14 protein-coding genes are annotated in these 14,226 nt (G+C 71.1%); 8 read left to right on the plus strand and 6 right to left on the minus strand.

The window, feature by feature from the left end; all coding sequences use genetic code 11:
* Window positions 1-200 precede the first annotated feature (200 nt).
* Entirely contained in the window at window positions 201-659 is a 459-nt protein-coding gene (locus RC1_RS12280) for a Fur family transcriptional regulator (RefSeq protein ID WP_041786449.1), read from the plus strand.
* 10 nt (window positions 660-669) lie between these two features.
* Window positions 670-879: a hypothetical protein gene (locus tag RC1_RS12285; RefSeq protein WP_012567721.1), complete on the plus strand. Its 210-nt coding sequence runs from the start codon at window positions 670-672 to the stop codon at window positions 877-879.
* A gap of 82 nt (window positions 880-961) precedes the next feature.
* Here RC1_RS12285 and RC1_RS12290 read toward each other — a convergent pair whose 3' ends face one another.
* The 4 genes from RC1_RS12290 to RC1_RS12305 form a co-directional block, all read right to left on the minus strand.
* Complete coding sequence (locus RC1_RS12290; RefSeq protein ID WP_012567722.1) at window positions 962-1,909, minus strand: diguanylate cyclase; 948 nt, start codon at window positions 1,907-1,909, stop codon at window positions 962-964.
* A gap of 74 nt (window positions 1,910-1,983) precedes the next feature.
* Window positions 1,984-3,207 carry a tRNA guanosine(34) transglycosylase Tgt gene (gene tgt, locus RC1_RS12295; RefSeq protein ID WP_012567723.1) on the minus strand — a complete coding sequence of 408 codons (1,224 nt, stop codon included), beginning with the start codon at window positions 3,205-3,207 and terminating at the stop codon, window positions 1,984-1,986.
* Window positions 3,208-3,329: 122 nt separating this feature from the next.
* Window positions 3,330-4,529, minus strand: coding sequence for a dual-specificity RNA methyltransferase RlmN (gene rlmN, locus RC1_RS12300; protein ID WP_012567724.1), 1,200 nt, complete (start codon window positions 4,527-4,529; stop codon window positions 3,330-3,332).
* A gap of 99 nt (window positions 4,530-4,628) precedes the next feature.
* On the minus strand, window positions 4,629-4,832 hold the full coding sequence (locus RC1_RS12305; protein ID WP_012567725.1) for a YgaP family membrane protein: 204 nt from the start codon (window positions 4,830-4,832) through the stop codon (window positions 4,629-4,631).
* A gap of 139 nt (window positions 4,833-4,971) precedes the next feature.
* Between RC1_RS12305 and RC1_RS12310 the strand changes: the two genes are divergently transcribed.
* The gene (locus RC1_RS12310) at window positions 4,972-6,063 is read left to right on the plus strand and encodes an efflux RND transporter periplasmic adaptor subunit (protein ID WP_012567726.1); all 1,092 of its coding nucleotides are present in this window, start codon (window positions 4,972-4,974) and stop codon (window positions 6,061-6,063) included.
* The gene (locus RC1_RS12315) at window positions 6,060-9,311 is read left to right on the plus strand and encodes an efflux RND transporter permease subunit (protein ID WP_012567727.1); all 3,252 of its coding nucleotides are present in this window, start codon (window positions 6,060-6,062) and stop codon (window positions 9,309-9,311) included. The genes RC1_RS12310 and RC1_RS12315 overlap by 4 nt, the downstream gene beginning before the upstream one ends.
* Window positions 9,312-9,723: 412 nt before the next feature.
* Here the strand turns inward: RC1_RS12315 and RC1_RS12320 are convergent, their stop codons facing one another.
* The gene (locus RC1_RS12320; protein ID WP_049766703.1) at window positions 9,724-10,041 is read right to left on the minus strand and encodes an ArsR/SmtB family transcription factor; all 318 of its coding nucleotides are present in this window, start codon (window positions 10,039-10,041) and stop codon (window positions 9,724-9,726) included.
* Window positions 10,042-10,140: 99 nt separating this feature from the next.
* Between RC1_RS12320 and RC1_RS12325 the strand changes: the two genes are divergently transcribed.
* The 3 genes from RC1_RS12325 to RC1_RS12330 all read left to right on the plus strand — a co-directional run bounded on the left by RC1_RS12325 (window position 10,141) and on the right by RC1_RS12330 (window position 11,264).
* Window positions 10,141-10,347, plus strand: coding sequence for a YgaP family membrane protein (locus RC1_RS12325; protein WP_012567729.1), 207 nt, complete (start codon window positions 10,141-10,143; stop codon window positions 10,345-10,347).
* A 225-nt stretch (window positions 10,348-10,572) separates the two neighbouring features.
* Window positions 10,573-10,719 (plus strand): YdcH family protein, encoded by a 147-nt coding sequence (locus RC1_RS20820; protein ID WP_336884696.1) that lies wholly within the window; start codon window positions 10,573-10,575, stop codon window positions 10,717-10,719.
* 227 nt (window positions 10,720-10,946) lie between these two features.
* Window positions 10,947-11,264: a SemiSWEET family sugar transporter gene (locus RC1_RS12330; RefSeq protein WP_012567731.1), complete on the plus strand. Its 318-nt coding sequence runs from the start codon at window positions 10,947-10,949 to the stop codon at window positions 11,262-11,264.
* 18 nt (window positions 11,265-11,282) lie between these two features.
* Here the strand turns inward: RC1_RS12330 and RC1_RS12335 are convergent, their stop codons facing one another.
* Window positions 11,283-12,566 (minus strand): TolB-like translocation protein, encoded by a 1,284-nt coding sequence (locus RC1_RS12335; RefSeq protein ID WP_012567732.1) that lies wholly within the window; start codon window positions 12,564-12,566, stop codon window positions 11,283-11,285.
* A gap of 227 nt (window positions 12,567-12,793) precedes the next feature.
* On the opposite strand from RC1_RS12335, the gene RC1_RS12340 reads away from it, so the two are divergent.
* A complete protein-coding gene (locus tag RC1_RS12340) occupies window positions 12,794-13,987 on the plus strand; it encodes a glycosyltransferase (protein WP_012567733.1) in 1,194 nt (397 codons plus the stop codon).
* The last annotated feature ends 239 nt before the right edge of the window (window positions 13,988-14,226 follow it).

The following is a 14,226-nucleotide window of genomic DNA, read 5'->3' on the forward strand; positions in this document are numbered from 1 at the left end:
CTTCCCCGACGGCGCCCGTGACGTTAGAGTTGCGCGGGCTGTGTGCCCGTCGATCAGCGGTCTTCCGTTGTGTCGGCGTTCCGCCGCCCTCCGGGCGTTTCCGTCCGGCGTGGCTTTCGTAAAGGAACGAACCCCCTCGTCTTCGAGCAACGGATTTCCATATCATGGCCTCTACGACCGACAGCGCCGGAATCGCCGACATGCCCTCCCGCCTCGAACAGCTCTGCATCCAGAAGGGCCTGAAGATGACGGAGCAGCGCCGTGTCATCAGCCGGGTCCTCTCCGATTCGACCGACCATCCCGACGTGGAGCAGGTCTACCGCCGCGCCATCGAGATCGATCCGCACATCTCGATCGCCACCGTCTACCGCACGATGCGCCTGTTCGAAGAGGCGAACGTGATCGAGCGGCTGGATTTCGGCGACGGCCGCGCCCGCTACGAGGAGAACCGGGACGAGCACCACCACCACCTGATCGACGTGCAGTCGGGGGAGGTGGTGGAGTTCACGAACGAGGAGATGGAGCGGCTGAAGGAACGCATCGCCGATGAGCTGGGTTATGAGCTGATCGGCCATCGGCTGGAGCTGTACGGCGTCCGCAAGGACCGGGCGAAGTCGATGAAGACCTCCTTCAAGCCGCAGCTCCCCCGGACCGAGTGAGGCGTCTTCCGTGTGCTGTGAGAACAACCCGGGCGACGGTTCCTGCTGCCGCTCCGCCGTGGTCCGCGCCTTCCGCGAGATGCGGGCCTGCGGCCAGCCCGACCGTTACTGCTTCGAAGCGGCGGTGACGGTCTTCCGCTGGCACCATCCCGAGACACCCGAACCGCAGGCGACCACCATCGTCAGCACCTGGGTGGAGCCGCCGCCCCGCTGGCACTGAGACGTCCGCGGGGCTGACTGACGCCCGCCACCATGCCGGCGGCTCAGGAGCGGTCGTCAGGGGCGATCGTCAGGGGCGATCGTCAGGGGCGGTCGGGGGACCCTGTCTCCGGACCGGCCAGCACCACCCGGTTGCGCCCGGCCCGCTTCGCCTCGTAGAGCGCGCGGTCCGCGATGGAGGGCAGGTCCTCCGGATGCACCGTCAGGTCCGCCTCGGCCACGCCGAAGCTGGCGGTGACGGAGATGCTGCGGCCGTCCGCGATCAGCACCTGCTGCGCCGCGATGTCGGCGCGCAGCCGCTCCAGCACCCCCGCCCCTTCGGTCAGGCTGGCGTCCTTCAGCAGGATCAGGATCTCTTCTCCGCCCAGGCGGAAGGCCTCGTCGAAGTTGCGGATGCCGCGGTTCACGGCGCCCGCCGTGGCGACCAGCACGCGGTCGCCGGCATCGTGGCCGTAGGTGTCGTTCACCGACTTGAAGCGGTCCAGGTCGCACAGCGCGATGCAGAAGGGCCGGCCGGTGCGGCGGAAGCGGTTCATCTCCCGCTCCAGTTCCTCATAGAGGCCGGTGCGGTTGCGCAGGCCGGTCAGCGGGTCGATGCTGCTGCCGGCGGCGCCGAAGGCGCGCTCGATCCGGCGGCACTGCGCCATGAACTCCTCGAATCTCTCGGCCACGGCGGCATAGGAGTCCAGCGTCGGCGGGTCGCCCTCGGCCGCGCGCATCAGCACCAGCCGGGCCAGCCGGTGGAGTTGCTCGTGCAGCCCGACCAGCCGGTCGATGGCGGGCTGGTGGCTCAGCTCGGCATCCTTGGCCTCGCGCACCCACTGCACGAAGGCGGTCGGCATCGCCAGCGCCTCGGCCGGCAGCCGCGCCTCGCGCCAGAAGAAGGCGGCCCGGTGCCAGCGCCCGATCCAGCGCAGATGCTCGTCCACCACCGTTCCCAGGGTGGGGGCGGAAAGCTGACGCTCCGCCACCGTCGCGGACGGAGCGTGGGGGGGCGGGGGGATGGCAGACGGGGCGATGGCGGTGGGCATCGGAAGGGGTTCCCGCCGGGACGGCGATACCCCTTCAGATGTAGCGCACTTCGCTCACGGCTTCACCCTCCGGTTCAGGCTTTCACCGTCGCGGCCGGCGCAACCCAGCGTCGCCGCGCCGCGTCCAGCGTGCCGGTGCGGATCGCCTCCCGCACCTCCCGCATCAGCCGGTTCATCACGGCGATGTTGTGCAGGCTGACCAGTTGCAGCGCCAGCATCTCCCCCGCCTTCAGCAGGTGGTGGATGTAGCCGCGGCTGAAGCGGCGGCAGGCATGGCAGTCGCAGGCCGGGTCGATGGGGTCGGCATCCTCGCGGAAGCGGGCGTTGCGCAGGTTCAGCCGCTCGCCCGGCACCCCCGGCATCAGGGCCCAGCCGTGCCGGGCGATGCGGGTGGGGCTCACGCAGTCGAAGGTGTCGATGCCCAGGGCCACCCCGGCGAAGATGTCCACGATGCCGCCGATGCCCAGCAGATGCACCGGCCGGTCGGGATGGACATGGGGCATCGCCATGGCCACCACCTCCACCATCTGGTCCTTGTGGGCGCCCAGCGAACCGCCGACGGCGGTGGCGAAGAAGGGCCGGTCGGCCGTGTATTCCGCGCTCTCCCGGCGCAGGTCGGGATACACCCCGCCCTGCACGATGCCGTACATGGCCTGCGGCAGCCCGTTGGCGGACAGCCCGCCGCCGCGGACGAACTCGGCCAGGCTGCGGTCGCCCCAGCGGTGCGACATGCGCATGGAGCGGGCGGTATAGTCCCGGTCCACATGGTAGGGGGTGCATTCGTCGAGCTGCACCACGAGGTCGGCGCCCAGCTTGCGCTGGATGTCCACCGACCGCTCGGGCGTCAGGAACAGCTTCTCCCCGTTCGTGTAGCTGCGGAACTCCGCCCCCTCCTCGCTGATGCGCAGCAGGGTCTTCTCGCGCACCTGGCTGCGGCGGCCCTTGATCTCGTCGGCCACGCTGCCGTGGCCCATGGCGAAGATCTGATAGCCGCCGCTGTCGGTCAGCATCGGCCCGTCCCAGCCCATGAAGCGGTGCAGACCGCCCAGCCGGGCCACCGTCTCCGCCCCCGGCTGGATCATCAGATGGTAGGTGTTGGACAGGATGATGTCCGTCCGCTCCTCGCGGAGCTGGGCCGGGGTGACGCCCTTCACGCTGGCCTTGGTGCCGCAGAAGATGAAGTTGGGCGTCTCGATCGTGCCGTGCGGGGTGGTCAGCCGCCCGACCCGGGCGCGGCTGGCGGGATCGCGGTGCAGGATGTCGAAGCCGAAGCCGGGATAGGGGATCGTCTGGGGCATGACCGGGGGCGGATGACAGAGGACAGGGCAGACAGGACACACAGGACCGCGGCGGGGCGGGCGGCCGCGGAGGAAGAAGAAGCGGGCGGGCGGAAGACGGGCGGAAGAATGCGGCCGGGCCGCTACAGGCCCAGCGCGGTCTCCTTCTCGGCCACGCGGGCGGCGTACTCGGCCATCAGGGCGCGGTGCTCCTCCATGTGCGCCGCGCGCCGGGCGGAGATGCCGCGCTGGCTCTCGCTCTTGAGCTGGCCGCAGGCCGCCATGATGTCCTTGCCGCGCGGGGCGCGGATCGGGCTGGCGTAGCCGGCGTCGTTCACGAAGTCGGAGAAGCGCACGATCTGGTCCCAGTCGCTGCACTCGAACGGCGCGCCGGGCCAGGGATTGAACGGGATCAGGTTGATCTTGCTGGGGATGCCGCGGATCAGCCGGACCAGGGCGCGGGCATCGGCCAGACTGTCGTTGACGCCCTTCAGCATGACGTATTCCCAGGTCACGCGGCGGGCGTTGTTCAGGCCGGGATAGGTGCGCACCGCATCCATCAGCTCGGCGATCGGGTACTTCTTGTTGATCGGCACGATGCGGTTGCGCAGCTCGTCCGTGACGGCGTGCAGGCTGACGGCAAGATTGACGCCCAGCTCCGCCCCGCAGCGTCGCATCATCGGCACCACACCGGAGGTGGACAGCGTGATGCGCCGCTTGGAGATGGCGATGCCCTCGCCGTCCATGACGATCTTCAGGGCGCGGGCCACGTTCTCGTAATTGAACAGCGGCTCGCCCATGCCCATCATCACGATGTTGGACAGCATGCGGCCCTCGGCCGGGCTCGGCCACTCGCCCAGATGGTCGCGCGCCAGCATCACCTGCCCGACGATCTCCGCCGAGGTCAGGTTGCGCACCAGCCGCTGCGTGCCGGTGTGGCAGAAGCGGCAGGTCATGGTGCAGCCGACCTGGGAGGAGACGCAGAGCGTGCCGCGGTCCTCCTCCGGGATGTGGACGGTCTCGATCTCCTGCCCGTCGGCGGGCATGCGGCACAGCCATTTGCGGGTGCCGTCGTCGGACTGGAGGTCCTTCACGGCCAGCGGCCGCTCGATCACGTAATGCTCGGCCAGCCGCTCGCGCGCCGGCTTGGCCAGATTGGTCATGGCCGCGAAGTCGGTGACGCCGCGGTTGTAGATCCACTGCCAGACCTGGCGCGCGCGGAATTTCTCGAAGCCCGCGCGCGCGAACTCCGCCTCGAGATCCTCGCGGGACAGCCCGACCAGATTGACCCGGCCGTCGCTGCGCGGCGGCTCGAAATAGCTGCTGTGTGAATCGACGCTCATGGTCTGCCTAGATGGGGCAGAACCGGCCGTTAGTCAAAGCCCGAAACCGCGCCCCCCTCGCGGGGGAGCCGTGCGCGGGCGGGAGGCCGATGCGGACTTTCAGCGGAAGGCGACGCCGGGGGGCACGCCGAGCTTGCGGAAGATGATGGCCGCCGGGCAGAAGCCGGTGAAGGCGGCCTGGAGCATGTTGGCGCCCACGAAGGCGGTCAGGTAGAGCCAGGCCGGCGCCACCAGCACCGACAGGGCCAGACTGATCAGGACCATGGTCCCGGCAAGGGCCAGCACGGCACGATCGACGGTCATCGCATTCTCTCCCACGGCACGGGCCGGGGCGGCGGCCCCGGCGTCATCCTGCTTGACCTGTATCCTATACCTTCATATCTTCGCAAGTATCAATTCACGACCAAGCCGGGGACCCGCGGTCCCCGGCGGAGCGACACAGATGGCTGTACGAGTCCGGACCCTTCTGACTGCCGCGCCCGTCCTGGCGCTGATCCTGGCCGTGGGGGCGACCGCCGCCCTTTCCGGCTGTTCCGATCCCGCCGCCGATTCCGCGCCCGGCCCCGCCTCCCCTGCCGGCGCCACCCCGGGGACGGCGCCGGCCGCCGCCGGGCGGACGCATGAGGTGACCCTGCGCCCCCTGCCCGACCGCAAGGCCGTCTTCGCCACGGTGGAGAGCGCCAACGTGGTGCCCGCCCGCGTCCGGATCGGCGGCACGCTGGCCGACCTGCGCGTCGCCTACGGCGACAAGGTGGATCTCGGCCAGCCCGTCGCCACCGTCGGCGACGACAAGCTGGTGCTCCAGATCAAGGCGCTGGATGCGCAGATCGCGGCGCTTCAGGCGCAGCGCGACCAGGCCCGCACGGATTTTGACCGTGCCGAGGACCTGTTCCGCCGCGGCACCGTCCCGAAGGCGCGGCTGGACGATGCCCGCACCGCCGTCTCCGTCGCGGAGAACGGGCTGAAGGCCCGCACGGCCGAGCGCGCCGTCGTCGAGCGCCAGCTTGCCGAGGGCGTCGTCCTGGCGCCGGTGGCCGGCCGCGTGCTCCAGGTGCCGGTCACCGTCGGCACCGTCATGCAGCCCGGCGAGACGGTGGCGCAGATCGCTGAGGGCGGCTTCAAGCTCCGCCTGCGTGTGCCCGAGCGCCATGCCTCCAGCATCCGCGCCGGCGACCCGGTGACGCTGGAGGCGCCGGACGGCGCCGGCCGGGAGGACGGCCGGGTCGTCCTGGTCTATCCGCAGATCGAGGACGGCCGTGTCGTGGCCGATGCCGAGGTGGCGGACCTGGGCGACTATTTCGTGGGCCAGCGCGTGCGCGTCTGGGTCTCGGCGGGCGACCGCCCGGCCATCGTCGTGCCGGGGGCCTTCGTCACCACCCGCAACGGCATCGACAGGGTGCGGCTGCGCCGGCCCGACGGCGGCACGGCCGAGGTGCCGGTGCAGCGCGGCGTGGCCCGGCCGCTGCCCGGCATGCCCGACGGCCTTGAGATCCTCTCCGGCCTCGCCGCCGGCGACGTGCTGGTGCAGCCATGAGGGCGGACCTGTCCGGGACGCTGGCGCGCGCCACCATCCGCTCGCCGCTGACGCCCCTGTTCCTCGTCGCTGCCTTCATCATGGGGCTGATCGCCACGCTCACCATCCCGCGGGAGGAGGAGCCGCAGATCAGCGTGCCCATGGTGGACATCCTGGTCACGGCCGACGGGCTGAAGGCGCCCGACGCGGTGGAACTGGTGACCAAGCCGCTGGAGGCTATCGTCAAGGCCATCGACGGGGTCGAGCACGTCTACAGCCAGACGCGCGACGACCGCGCCATGGTCACGGCCCGCTTCGTCGTCGGCACCGATGCCGACGCCGCCATCCTGCGCGTGCATGAGAAGCTGCGCGCCAACTACGACCGCATCCCCATCGGCATCCCCGAGCCCCTGGTCGTCGGCCGCGGCATCAACGATGTCGCCATCGTGGTGGCGACGCTGGCGCCGACGCCCGAGGCCGCGGCGCACTGGACCGGGCGGGAGCTGTACCGGCTGGCCGAGACCCTGCGCAGCGAGATCGCCAAGATCGAGGATGTCGGCCTGACGACCCTCGTCGGCGGCTCGCCCGAGCAGATCCGGGTCGAGCCGGACCCCGAGCGTCTGGCGCTGTACGGCGTCACCCTGGCCCAGCTCGCCGCCAAGCTGGAGGGGGCGAACCGTTCCTTCCTGGCCGGCGGCATCCGGCGCGGGGGCGGGGCGGCAGAGGTGGCGGCCGGCCAGACCCTGGCGGGCATTCCCGACATCGGCCTGCTGCTGCTGACCACCCGCGACGGCCGGCCGGTCTATGTCAAGGACGTGGCCGACGTGGTGTTCGACACCGTGCCCGCGGAGTCCCGCGCCTGGCACATCGCCATGCCGGCGTCCGGCGGGGGCGATGGCGCCGCCGCGGCGGCCGCCCCGGCGGTGCCGGCCGTCAGCCTGGCCGTGGCGAAGCGGCCGGGGGCGAACGCCGTCGTCGTCGCCGACCACGTCCTGAAGCAGATCGAGGCGCAGCGCGGCACGCTGCTGCCCGACGACGTGCAGGTGCTGATCACCCGCAACTACGGGGAGACGGCGAACGAGAAGGCGAACGAGCTGCTGTTCCATCTCGGCCTCGCCACCGTCTCCATCGTGCTGCTGGTGGGGGTGGCGGTGGGCCGGCGCGAGGCGCTGGTCACCCTGGTGGTGATCCCGACGACCATCCTGCTGACCCTCGCCGCGGCCAATCTGATGGGCTACACGATCAACCGTGTCAGCCTGTTCGCCCTGATCTTCTCCATCGGCATCCTGGTCGATGACGCCATCGTGGTGGTGGAGAACATCGCCCGGCACTGGGCCATGCGCGACGGCCGCGGCCGGCTGGACGCCGCCGTGGACGCGGTGGCCGAGGTCGGCAATCCCACCATCGTCGCGACCCTGGCGGTGATCGCGGCCCTGCTGCCGATGCTGTTCGTGTCCGGCATGATGGGTCCCTACATGGCGCCGATCCCGGTCAACGCCTCGGCCGCCATGCTGTTCAGCTTCTTCGTCGCCGTCATGATCGCGCCCTGGCTGATGGGCCGGCTGGCGCCGAAGGAGCAGGGAGCGCCGGGCGCGCCGGCTGCGGGCGGCCACCATGACGGGGAGGGGCGGCTGGGCCGGCTCTACCGCGCCGTGGCCGGGCCGGTCCTGGCCAGCCGCGGGCGGTCGGGCCTGTTTCTGGGCGCCGTCGGGCTCGCCACCGTGCTCTCCACGGGGCTGGTGGCGACGAAGGCGGTGACGGTGAAGCTGCTGCCCTTCGACAACAAGTCGGAGTTCCAGGTGGTGGTGGATCTGCCCGAGGGCGCCAGCCTGGAGGATACCGAGCGGACCCTGTTCGCCGCGGCGGAGCGGCTGGCCCGGCTGCCGGAGGTCGTCTCCATCCAGGCCTATGCCGGCACGGCGGCCCCCTTCAACTTCAACGGGCTGGTCCGGCACAGCTATCTGCGGGCCGATCCCGAACTGGGCGACCTCCAGGTCAACCTGACGCCGAAGGGCGACCGCTCCCGCGACAGCCACGCCATCGCGCTGGCCGCCCGGGCGCTGCTGGCGGACCTGCCCGTGCCCGACGGCACCGCCCTCAAGGTGGTGGAGGTGCCGCCCGGCCCGCCGGTGCTGGCGACCCTGCTGGCCGAGGTCTACGGCCCCGATGCGGAGACGCGGCGGGCGCTGGCGACGAAACTGCGCGGGCTGTTCGAATCGGTCCCCTTCATCACCGACGTGGACGATTCCTTCGGCACGCCGCGGCCGCGGCTGCGCATCGCCATCGACCAGGACCAGCTTGAGTATTTCGGGGTGCAGGAGCAGGACGTGTACGACACGGTGCGCCTGCTGCTGCACGGCATCCCGGTGGGCTATTCCCACCGCGGCGACGGCCGCGCGCCGGTGGAGATCGCGGTGCAGCTCCCGAAATCCTCCCTCGCCTGGACGGAGGCGCTGGCCGCCACGCCGGTCGCCGCCGACACCCAGCCCGGCAGCCGCGCCGTCGTCGAACTGGGCGACGTCGTGCGGATCGTGGAGGAGCCGGGCTCGCACCAGATCTTCCGCCGCAACGGCCGCCCGGCCGAGATGGTGACGGCCGAGCTGGCCGGCGCCTTCGAGGCGCCGATCTACGGCATGCTGGCGGTGGACCGGCTGATCGCGGAGACGGACTGGGGCGGGCTGCCCCGGCCGGAGATCCTGCTGCACGGCCAGCCCGACAGCGACGCCGGGGCGGCCGTCCTCTGGGACGGGGAGTGGGAGGTCACCTACGTCACCTTCCGCGACATGGGGGCGGCCTTCGCCGTCGCCATCCTGGGCATCTACGTGCTGGTGGTGGCGCAGTTCGGGTCGTTCCGGCTGCCGCTGGTGGTGCTGACCCCGGTGCCGCTGACCCTGGTCGGCATCATGATCGGGCACTGGATCTTCGGTGCGCCGTTCAGCGCCACCTCGATGATCGGCTTCATCGCCCTGGCCGGCATCATCGTGCGCAACTCCATCCTGCTGGTGGACTTCATCCGCCACGGGGCGCAGGCCGGCGGTACGCTGCGCGAGGTGCTGTTGCAGGCGGGGGCGGTGCGCTTCAAGCCGATCCTGCTGACGGCGCTGGCCGCCATGATCGGGGCGGCGACGATCCTGTTCGACCCGATCTTCCAGGGGCTCGCCATCTCCCTGCTGTTCGGGCTGGCCTCCTCCACGCTCCTGACGGTGCTGGTGGTGCCGGCGATCTACATCGTCGTCCGCGGCCCCGACCGACCCGCCACCCCGGCCTGAGCCGGGGGCGGGCCGCCGCCCGCCACGACGCTTCCGGCACGAAACCCCCGCCGCGGCACCGCGGCGGGGGCTTCGTGGCCGGCGTCGTCCAGGAGGGGCCTCGGACCGGACAGATCATGTGCCAGCGACGGGTTGGAACCCGGGCGCCCGGCTGCTATTCTTGGGACCATGACGACGCGCCCGCTCCCCCGGCCGGATGGCCCCGCCCTGCTCCCCGCCCACCTGCGGGCAGAGCTGGAGGTGGCGCGCGCCCAGGCGGCCGCGGGACTGACCGTGCCGGCGGCGGAGGTCGACGCCTGGATCGACTCCTGGGGAACGCCGGACGAGCTGCCGATGCCCCGGCCGCGGTCGGATGGGGGCGGGTCCTTACAGGACCTGCCGACCGGACCTGCCCGACGGAACCGGCAGCAGGTCAGTCCGCATGGCCGGCCGCGTCCGGGCATTTCGGCGCGACCGGGCAGAAGATGCCGTACAGCGTCTCGATGATCTGCCGGGCGTTGGGGTCGGCCAGCCTGTACCACAGGGTCTGGCCGTCGCGCCGGTAGGCGACCAGCTTGTCGCGGCGCAGCAGGGACAGATGCTGCGAGACCAGCGTCTCGCGCACGCCCAGGCGGGAGGCGATCTCCCCCACCGAGCGTTCCTGTTCCACCAGGAAGCAGAGCAGCTTCAGGCGCACCGGGTTCGCCAGCGCCTTCAACAGCTCCACGGCCGCGTCTGCGGCCTGATCCATGTCAATTACCTGCATGTCTTCGAAGGTAATGATTGCGGGTCGAGCGGTCAAGACCGCCGGGCGTCGGGCCGGGCGGGGCCGCACGCGGGAGAGTATGGCATGAAACCGAATGTCGGAGGCATTGATCGCATCCTGCGGTTCGTCGTGGGTGTCTGCCTTTTGTCACTGCTCGTCCTGCTGGAGGGCAATGTGCGCTGGGTCGGGCTGCTCGGTCTCGTGCCGATCGCCACTGCGACGCTGCGCTGGTGCCCGCTCTATCCCCTGCTGGGGATCAACACCTGTCCGTCCCGCTCCAGCCTCGCCTGAACGGCGGGGGCGGCGGTCGCCGTCGGGGTGCCCCGGCCGGACCGTTCTGCCCCGGCCGGGGCCGGGCTCGTCCGGCCGGACCTATCCTTATGGCGCCATGCCATGCGCGGATGGAACGGCCGGCGGGGTCGGATCGGCGGATTCGCCGCTGGCCCCGTCCCGCGGAGCCGGTGCAGGATGGGGGTGTGGCAACAGGAGTGGACCATGACAGCAGAACCGAGGATCATGAGTCTTCGCGAACGTCACGCCCGGCTGGACCGGCAGATCGATGACGCGCAGTCCCGCACCTACAAGGACACCGTCACCATCCAGCGCCTGAAGTTCGAGAAACTGCGCGTGAAGGAGGAGCTGGACCGGCTCGTCCGCCAGTAACCGGCCTCCTTCGATCCCTCCACTACCGCCGGCTGGCCGGGGGCGATGCGGAGCCCCCCGCGCCGGCCGGCCTTCATCCCGGTTCCCCGTCTCCGTCCATCCTCTCCCGCCGGACCCGCGGTGCCTTCTGTCAGGCGCTAGCCGCCGGGCGCACGCCCGACCGGACCGGCACGGCCCCCGCCGCCTGCGAGGGACGCCGGCCACGAGAGACGCCCCCCGCGAGGATCATGCCGGCCGATCCCCTGTCCCAGAGCGCCCTTTCCGCGCCTGCGTTTTCCGCGGCGGGCCTGACCGAGATGATCGGCTATGGCGCCGCGACCCTGACCACGGTCGCCTTCCTGCCGCAGGCGGTGAAGATCTGGCGCACCCGCAGCGCGCGCGACGTGTCGCTGCCCACCTTCGCGCTGTTCACCCTGGGCGTCCTGCTCTGGCTCGCCTACGGGCTGCTGCTGGGGGCGTGGCCGGTGATCCTGGCGAACACGGTGACGCTCGGGCTCTCCGTCCTCATCCTGCTGATGAAGCTGCGCTTCGACCGCGAGGCCTGAGCCTCGCTGCCGGCCGCGTCAGGCGACGGCGCGGCACCCGGCCGCGGCGAAGACGGGGGCGGGGTCGAGGATCAGCACCTGGCGCACGCCGCACCCGTCGCTGTCCACGCAGACCAGGGTCGAATCCCGATTCCAGCGCGGGTGCAGGTCGCAGCGGTGGTCGTGGTCCGCGTGGTCGGGCGCCGGCAGCCGGGCGATGTCGTAGATCGGTCCGTCGCGCAGGTCGAACAGCATCAGGGTCTGCTGCCGGTCCGCATCGGGATAGGTGTCGGTCAGCATCCAGCGCCGGTCGGCGGAGAACATCTGGTGGCCGTCCTCGATCCGTTCCCCGATCAGCTCCATCGGCCGCCGGCCCAGCACGTCGATCTTCCAGTAGCCGGCATTGTTCAGCCGCCGCTTCAGGTCGGGGCGCAGGCTCTTGGCGACCTTCACCAGCGGTCGGACCAGCGGATTCTGCAACAGGCCGCGGTTGCGCAGGGTGCCGAGCTGCTTCATGCCGGTGCGGGCCCAGACGCAGAGCGTGTCGTCGTCCAGCCAGTCGAAATGCGACACCCGATCGTCGGAGACCAGGCGCAGCCCGCCGCCGTCGGGATCGGCCACCATCAGCCGTGACAGCATCTCCCCGGCCGCGGTCCAGTAGCGGTGGATGAAGCAGAAGCGGACGCCCGACGGGCTCCAGCACGGGTGCGTCACGATGTGCGGCACCGGCGGGTCCACCGCCAGCCCGCCCAGGGTCGCGGCCTGCGCCACGGAGACGACGAGCTGCGCCGTCCCCGTCTCCAGGTCCAGGCGCCAGATCCCGTCCGTCTCCGGCATGTCCTGGTCCAGGCCGGGGCCGCTGCCGCCGGCATAGCCGTAGGATTCATAGTGCCGGTTCAGCCGGGCGAAGCCCGGCGCCAGCGACCAGCGCCCGGCCGGGTGCAGGGCATGGACCGGGTGCGGCAGCTCCCGCTCCGTGCCGGCCGCGAGGTCGCGCAGCACCGCTCCGAAGCGGTCGCCGCGGCGGACATTCCAGACCAGCGTCCGGGCCGCTCCCGGCCGCCATTGCAGCCGGGAGCCCTGTTGCAGGTTCCAGGCCTGGGTCTCGCCCACCGGCTCCACCCGCCCGTCGCCGGGCGACCAGAGGCAGATCTCCGCCACGTCGTCGGGCCGGGGCGTGCGCTCGTATCCGGCCGGGATGCGGTGGACGGCCAGCAGGTCACCGGCAGGCGACCAGGGGCAGATGTCGTGAAAGCCGACGAAGTGGGCGGCAGACTCCGGCGTGGCGGCGACAACGGGGCAAGGCAGGTCGATATGGGGCATGGCGACGGCGACAGCCTCGATCGGGAACGGAAAGGGCAGAAACGGGCGGGGGCCGCACGGGCGGGGGCGCCGGCGTGTCCGACGGGATAACGCCGCAGGACGGCGGTGGGCGCCGGACCCGGAAGCGTCAGCCCGGCGGGGACGCGGGGTAGCTCCGTCGGACGGTGTCGCAACCCGGCCCGCCATGGGACGTTTGTGGCCCAGAGCATCCCCCTCGGAGGCAGTTCATGACCCGTCCGTCGCCGGCCCGCAACCTGCCCGATCCCGATCCGCACGACACCGGCCCGCCCGGGTCCCGCCCCCCCGAGCCGCGCACAGCGGTTGTCAGGTCCGCGGCCGCCTCCGGCCCGGTGGCGGTGTCTCCCCCGGACGCGGCGGGCCGTCCGGTCTGCGTTCTGGCTGCCCCCAAGGACCGCTTCCGGGCGACGCAGCCTTTCCATGCCCTGCTGGCCGGAAGCGTCGAGGCGCAGGGCATGGTGGTGGACGAGTTCACCCCGCGGCGCTGCCTGATGGGGCGCTACGACATCGTGCACCTGCACCATCCGGAAAAGTTCGTCACCCGCAGCCCGGGCGCCCGCGATCTGGCCCGTTTCGGCGCCTTCTTCTCCGTCCTGGGGGCGCAGCGCCGGAAGGGGGCGCGGATCGTCTGGACCGCCCACAACGAAGGCCCGCACGAACCCGGCCACCCGCTGCTGGAGCGGCTGTACTGGCGCCTGCTGCTGCCGATGCTGGACGGGGTGATCTACCTCTCCGACTCCTCCCGGGCGCAGCTTGTCCGCTCGAAGCCCCGGCTCTCCCGCATTCCCGGCTTCGTCATCCCGCACGGGGACTTCCGCGCCGCCTACGCCAACGGGATCGACCGGGCCACGGCCCGGCAGCGGCTGGGCTATACCGGCACGGAGCGGGTGCTGGCCTTCGTCGGCAACATCCGCGCCTACAAGAACGTGGCCGCCCTGGCCCGCGCCTTCGCCGATCTGCCCGACCCGGACCTGCGGCTGCTGATCGCCGGTCATGTCCACACCGCCGAGCTGGCGGCGGAGATCGGCATGGTGACGGCGCACGATCCGCGCATCCGGCTGATCGACGCCTTCGTGGACGGCGACGACATGCAGCTCTACCTCAACGCCGCCGATCTGGTGGTGCTGCCCTTCCGGCGCATCCTGAATTCCGGCTCCGCGATTCTCGCCCTGTCCTTCGACCGGCCGGTGCTGGTGCCCGATCTGGGCAGCCTGCGGGAGCTTCAGGGGCTGGTCGGGGCGGAGTGGGTGCAGCTTTTCCGGGGCGAGATCTCACCCGACATCCTCCGTCACGCCCTGGGCCGGTTTCTGTCCCAGCCCCGTCCACCGCGGGCGCCGTTGGAATCCCTGGCCTGGGACCGGATAGGGGAACAGACGGCTGCCGCCTACAGAGCCGTGCTCTGACAGCAGATGTCTCAGCTCGTGACCGGGATGACATGTAAAAAGTCACAGCATTGACCGCTTTCTGCTCCGGCCTTTATTACGGGAACAGGGGCGGAAACTGCTTAAATCCGGAACCTTGGCTGCCCCTCTCCTGGCGTAATTTACATTTCATTAACCACGACCCCGGAGTTTGCCCCGGCGGTCGGCGCCTTTCCTGCGACGCATGGCGTCAGGACAGGGCCCGACCGCGGCACTCCCGG

Source organism: Rhodospirillum centenum SW (assembly GCF_000016185.1).
In the GTDB taxonomy this organism is placed as follows: Bacteria; Pseudomonadota; Alphaproteobacteria; order Azospirillales; family Azospirillaceae; genus Rhodocista; species Rhodocista centena.

Coding starts and splice junctions, on each gene's coding strand:
- RC1_RS12280 (WP_041786449.1), top strand. CDS start 201: ATGCCCTCCCGCCTCGAACAGCTCTGCATCCAGAAGGGCCTGAAGATG.
- RC1_RS12290 (WP_012567722.1), bottom strand. CDS start 1,909: ATGCCCACCGCCATCGCCCCGTCTGCCATCCCCCCGCCCCCCCACGCT.
- tgt (WP_012567723.1), bottom strand. CDS start 3,207: ATGCCCCAGACGATCCCCTATCCCGGCTTCGGCTTCGACATCCTGCAC.
- rlmN (WP_012567724.1), bottom strand. CDS start 4,529: ATGAGCGTCGATTCACACAGCAGCTATTTCGAGCCGCCGCGCAGCGAC.
- RC1_RS12305 (WP_012567725.1), bottom strand. CDS start 4,832: ATGACCGTCGATCGTGCCGTGCTGGCCCTTGCCGGGACCATGGTCCTG.
- RC1_RS12310 (WP_012567726.1), top strand. CDS start 4,972: ATGGCTGTACGAGTCCGGACCCTTCTGACTGCCGCGCCCGTCCTGGCG.
- RC1_RS12315 (WP_012567727.1), top strand. CDS start 6,060: ATGAGGGCGGACCTGTCCGGGACGCTGGCGCGCGCCACCATCCGCTCG.
- RC1_RS12320 (WP_049766703.1), bottom strand. CDS start 10,041: ATGGATCAGGCCGCAGACGCGGCCGTGGAGCTGTTGAAGGCGCTGGCG.
- RC1_RS12325 (WP_012567729.1), top strand. CDS start 10,141: ATGAAACCGAATGTCGGAGGCATTGATCGCATCCTGCGGTTCGTCGTG.
- RC1_RS20820 (WP_336884696.1), top strand. CDS start 10,573: ATGAGTCTTCGCGAACGTCACGCCCGGCTGGACCGGCAGATCGATGAC.
- RC1_RS12330 (WP_012567731.1), top strand. CDS start 10,947: ATGCCGGCCGATCCCCTGTCCCAGAGCGCCCTTTCCGCGCCTGCGTTT.
- RC1_RS12335 (WP_012567732.1), bottom strand. CDS start 12,566: ATGCCCCATATCGACCTGCCTTGCCCCGTTGTCGCCGCCACGCCGGAG.
- RC1_RS12340 (WP_012567733.1), top strand. CDS start 12,794: ATGACCCGTCCGTCGCCGGCCCGCAACCTGCCCGATCCCGATCCGCAC.